This is a genomic window from Arsenicicoccus sp. UBA7492, assembly GCF_002479615.1.
GTDB lineage: Bacteria > Actinomycetota > Actinomycetes > Actinomycetales > Dermatophilaceae > Arsenicicoccus > Arsenicicoccus bolidensis.
This window is the reverse complement of sequence record NZ_DLOE01000039.1, coordinates 121,851-126,722: the sequence shown is the minus strand read 5'-3', so window position 1 is coordinate 126,722 and position 4,872 is coordinate 121,851. Positions and strand designations below refer to the sequence as shown.

Genomic DNA, 4,872 nt, shown 5'->3' with positions numbered 1-4,872 from the left:
AAGGCGTGAGGACCCGAGCGACCTACCGCGCGGGATCGACGTCCGTGTGGCAGAAGTCGTCGCCCGTGAACAGCAGCGGTTCGGCGTCGACGATCATCGAGGGAGGCCGCCCTCGTCATACATCTCGTCCAGGTCCCGCTGCATGGCCTTCCGATCCGCGTCGGTCAGCATGGTGTCGATCCGCTCCAGCACGTGCATGGACCGGGCGTAGCGCTCCTGCGCGACCTGCTCGCCGGCCCGTCGGCGTTGCTCGTCGTGGCGCTCCAGCAGCTCCTCGAGCGCCTGCTCCAGCGCGCTGGTCTGGGTGGTGCCGAGCGTGTCGGCGGCCCGGCGCGCGAGCGCGCACACCCGCTCGTTCTTGATGTTCAGGCTCATCATGGTCTCCCACCTGGCGGTTTCTACCCTGGGGCCACCGACTCTACCGTCGGGTGGAGGTGAGTGCGGGGTGGGCTTGGTCTCGGATACGGGACAGATGCCGGTATGCCGGGGGTGGCCGCCGTGACGTCGGCGCGGTTCGATGGGGGGACCCCGCTCCGGTGACGACGCCGGGTGGTGACCACGGTTTCGTCATACGACCCGATCGCCCGAGGAGGCAGCCATGGAAGGCTCCCGTCCCGTCCGCGCCGCGCGCGGCACCACCCTCACGGCCCGCAGCTGGCAGACCGAGGCGCCGATGCGGATGCTGATGAACAACCTCGACCCGGAGGTCGCCGAGCGGCCGGACGACCTGGTCGTCTACGGCGGGACGGGGCGGGCGGCGCGCGACTGGCGCAGCTTCGACGCGATGGTGCGGACCATGCAGAGCCTGCGCGAGGACGAGACGATGCTCGTGCAGTCGGGGCGCCCGGTCGGCGTCATGCAGACCCACGAGTGGGCGCCGCGCGTGCTCATCGCCAACTCGAACCTCGTTGGTGACTGGGCGAACTGGCCGGAGTTCCGGCGGCTCGAGCACCTCGGGCTGACGATGTACGGCCAGATGACGGCCGGGTCGTGGATCTACATCGGCACGCAGGGGATCCTGCAGGGCACCTACGAGACCTTCGCCGCGGTGGCCGAGAAGCGTTTCGGCGGAACGCTGTCCGGCACGCTGACCCTCACCGGCGGGTGCGGCGGCATGGGTGGGGCGCAGCCGCTGGCCGTCACGCTCAACGGTGGCGCCTGCCTGGTCGTCGACGTCGACAAGGCGCGGCTGGACCGTCGCGTCGAGCACCGCTACCTCGACGAGGTGCACGAGTCCATCGACGCCGCAGTCGAGTCCGCCCTGCGGGCCAAGGACGAGAAGCGCGCGCTCTCGGTCGGTCTCGTGGGCAACGCGGCCAAGGTGTTCCCCGAGCTGCTGCGTCGCGACGTCCCCATCGACATCGTCACCGACCAGACCTCCGCGCACGATCCGTTGTCCTACCTGCCGGTTGGCGTCGAGGTCGACGAGTGGGCGGAGTACGCCGAGAAGAAGCCCGACGAGTTCACCGACCGCGCAAGGGAATCCATGGCGACCCACGTGCGGGCGATGGTGGAGTTCCAGGACAAGGGCGCCGAGGTCTTCGACTACGGCAACTCGATCCGCGACGAGGCGCGCCAGGGCGGCTACGAGCGCGCCTTCGAGTTCCCGGGATTCGTGCCCGCCTACATCCGGCCGCTGTTCTGCGAGGGCAAGGGCCCGTTCCGCTGGGTGGCGCTCTCGGGCGACCCCGAGGACATCCACCGCACCGACCGGGCCGTGCTCGACCTGTTCCCCGACAACGAGCGACTTCACACGTGGATCAACGGTGCTCGCGACAAGGTCGCCTTCCAGGGGCTGCCGTCGCGGATCTGCTGGCTGGGCTACGGCGAGCGCGACCAGGCCGGACTGAGGTTCAACGAGATGGTGGCGAGCGGCGAGCTGTCGGCCCCCATCGTCATCGGGCGCGACCACCTGGACTGCGGATCGGTCGCCTCCCCCTATCGCGAGACCGAGTCCATGGCCGACGGCTCCGACGCGATCGCGGACTGGCCGCTGCTCAACGCCCTGGTCAACACCGCCTCCGGCGCCTCGTGGGTGTCGATCCACCACGGTGGCGGCGTGGGCATCGGACGCTCGCTCCACGCGGGGCAGGTGTCGGTCGCCGACGGCACGCCCCTCGCCGCCCAGAAGCTCGCGCGCGTCCTCACCAACGACCCCGGCATGGGCGTCATCCGGCACGTCGACGCGGGCTACGACATCGCCGAGCAGGTGGCCGAGGACAAGGGCGTCCGCATCCCCATGCGTGAAGACTGAGTTACAACCTGGGCGTCACCTGCGTCTGCCCGTGGCGCGAACGGGCTGGTGGGGGCCATGCTGACGCCCATGGCTCAGACAACCCGCATCGAACGCCGCAGCATCGACGTCGTCCCCGTCAGCGAGCGACACGGCACCCCGCTCAACCAGCTCACCCTCTGGTTCGGCGCAAACATGCAGATCACGGCGATCGTGGACGGCGCGCTCGCCGTGATCTTCGGCGCGGACGCCCTATGGGCGATCGTCGGCACGCTCGTCGGCAACCTGCTCGGCGGGATCGTCATGGCCCTTCACTCCGCCCAGGGGCCGAGACTCGGTCTGCCGCAGATGATCTCGAGCCGCGCGCAGTTCGGCGTCATCGGTGCGGTGGTGCCGCTCGTCCTCGTCGTCCTGATGTACCTCGGCTTCGCGTCCACCGGGACCGTCCTTGCCGGACAGGCGATCTCACGCACCATGGGCCTCGACAGCCCCAACGTCGGCATCGTCGCGTTCGGCATCCTGTCGGCGGCGGTCGCCATCGTGGGCTATCGCTGGATCCACGCCATGGGGCGCGTCGGCACCGTGGTCGGCATCATCGCGTGGACCTACCTGCTCGTGCGGCTGTTCACGGCATACGACATCCCGGCCCTGCTGGGGCACAAGCCTTTTGACATCGTCACCTTTCTCCTGGCGGTCTCCCTCGGCGCCGGCTGGCAGCTGACCTACGGGCCGTATGTCGCGGACTACTCGCGCTACCTGCCGCTGGGCACGTCCGAGACCAAGACCTTCTGGGCGACCCTGGCCGGCAGCGTGCTCGGATCGCAGTGGTCGATGACCCTCGGCGCGCTCATCGCCGCCGTGCCCGCCGTGACCGGCAAGGGCTTCCTCGCCAACCAGGTCGGCTTCATCGGCGAGCTGGCCGGCGGCGGCATGCTCGCGATCGTGTTCTACCTCGTCATCGTCGTCGGCAAGCTGACCGTCAACTGCCTCAACGCGTACGGCGGCTCGATGACCATGCTCACCACCATGTCGGCCTTCCAGCGGACCGCCCGCGTCTCGACGCTCGCGCGAGCGCTCTACATCACGGCGTTCATCGCCGCGTCGGTGCTCGTGGCCCTGCTCGCCAGCGCCGACTTCCTCAACAACTTCAAGAACTTCGTGCTCGTGCTGCTCATGGTGTTCACGCCGTGGAGCGCCATCAACCTGGTCGACTACTACCTCGTCGCGCGTGAGCGGGTGGACGTGCCGGCGCTGTATGACGCCCGCGGTCGCTATGGCAGCGTCAACGGCGGGGCGCTGCTCATCTATGCGCTCGGGATCGCGGTGCAGGTGCCCTTCCTCGCCCAGGCGATGTACACCGGCCCCGCCACCAAGGCCCTCGGCGGCGCCGACATCTCCTGGATCGTGGGCCTCCTCGTGACGGCGGCCCTCTACTACCCCTACGCCCGCCGGACGGCACGCCACCCCTCGCGGATCATCTACCCAGAGGGCGTCCTCGACGCCTGACCCCCACCGCGTCTTCGCGCCTTTTCGCGCTCGGAGCTCACAAAGTCTCGATTTTCGGGGGTCATATCGAGCTTTCGTGAGCTCCGAGCGAACAACTGCCCGTTGTGGATAACTGTTGGCTGGATCGCCCGGCTGGGGATAACGAGGTTGAGCACCCGCAAACACCCTTCATCGTGGGCGCATGACCTCTAATGCATCGATTCCGGCAGCGCTCGACGGGATGCTGTTCTTCACGACCTCGGTGGCTCTGAGATCCGGCATGTCGCGGTACGCGATCAGTCAGCTGGATCACCCACATCACGGCGTCGTTGGTCGTCGTATGCCGATGACCATTCTCGAAGACGCCCAGGCGTTGGCCCTCGTCCTGCCATCAGACTGCGTGTTCACCCACTGGTCCGCAGCTTGGCTGCTCGGCCTGGGTATGCCGACGAGGTGGACCGCCAGTCCGCGACCTCGGTTGGACGTGGGTCGGCACGGGGGCACGCCGCCGCGGCACCGGACCGTGAGGGGGCATCGATTGTCGTCATTCGACATCCCGACGGTTGTCGTCCAAGGGCTCGATCGGCGGGTCATCGCGCCGGAGCACCTGTTCCGGCAGCTGGCCGACTCGATGAGCCATACGGATCTGGTCGTCCTGGGAGATGCGATCTGCAGCTGGAAGTCGAATCGTTCGGTAGACGATCTCGACTCGGGGCTGAGCATCCGGTCGCCGGGGCTCGTGGCGGCTCGCTCAGCGCGTGCCGAGGTACGGGCGGGAACCAACTCCGTCATGGAGTCGCGGCTGCGCCAGGACTTTGCGCGTGAGGGTCTGCCGGAGCCGGAGCTCAACGCACCTATCGCCGACAGGGCCGGGCGGGTCCTGGCCTACGTGGACTTCCTGTGGCGGGCAGAACGTCTCGTGGTGGAGTACAACGGTGCGCACCACTTCGCTTCGGCGGAGCAGAGGGTGGCCGACGAATCGCGACGAAACCTGCTCGAGCGGATGGGCTATCGCGTGATCATCGTCAACAAGACCGACTACTTCCAGCACCACGCCGACACCATGCGCGCTGTCAGGGAGGCGCTTGCCGACCAGCGTGCACGTGTCAGTGCCTGAGCCCTGGTCGGTATTGGTGAGCTGGGAGCGCGCGAAG

At 68.3% G+C, this 4,872-nt stretch carries 4 protein-coding genes; 3 read left to right on the top strand and 1 reads right to left on the bottom strand.

The genetic code is table 11. The annotated features are described in order from the left end of the window. Positions 1-93: 93 nt before the first annotated feature. Positions 94-378: a type II toxin-antitoxin system VapB family antitoxin gene (locus B4E97_RS11770; protein WP_286959980.1), complete on the bottom strand. Its 285-nt coding sequence runs from the start codon at positions 376-378 to the stop codon at positions 94-96. A gap of 220 nt (positions 379-598) precedes the next feature. Between B4E97_RS11770 and hutU the strand changes: the two genes are divergently transcribed. The 3 genes from hutU to B4E97_RS11755 all read left to right on the top strand — a co-directional run bounded on the left by hutU (position 599) and on the right by B4E97_RS11755 (position 4,835). Beyond that, positions 599-2,254, top strand: a complete 1,656-nt coding sequence (gene hutU, locus B4E97_RS11765; RefSeq protein ID WP_286959978.1) for a urocanate hydratase — start codon at positions 599-601, stop codon at positions 2,252-2,254. A gap of 69 nt (positions 2,255-2,323) precedes the next feature. Then, positions 2,324-3,739, top strand: a complete 1,416-nt coding sequence (locus tag B4E97_RS11760; protein WP_286959976.1) for a purine-cytosine permease family protein — start codon at positions 2,324-2,326, stop codon at positions 3,737-3,739. 181 nt (positions 3,740-3,920) lie between these two features. Then, a complete protein-coding gene (locus B4E97_RS11755; RefSeq protein ID WP_286959975.1) occupies positions 3,921-4,835 on the top strand; it encodes an endonuclease domain-containing protein in 915 nt (304 codons plus the stop codon). The last annotated feature ends 37 nt before the right edge of the window (positions 4,836-4,872 follow it).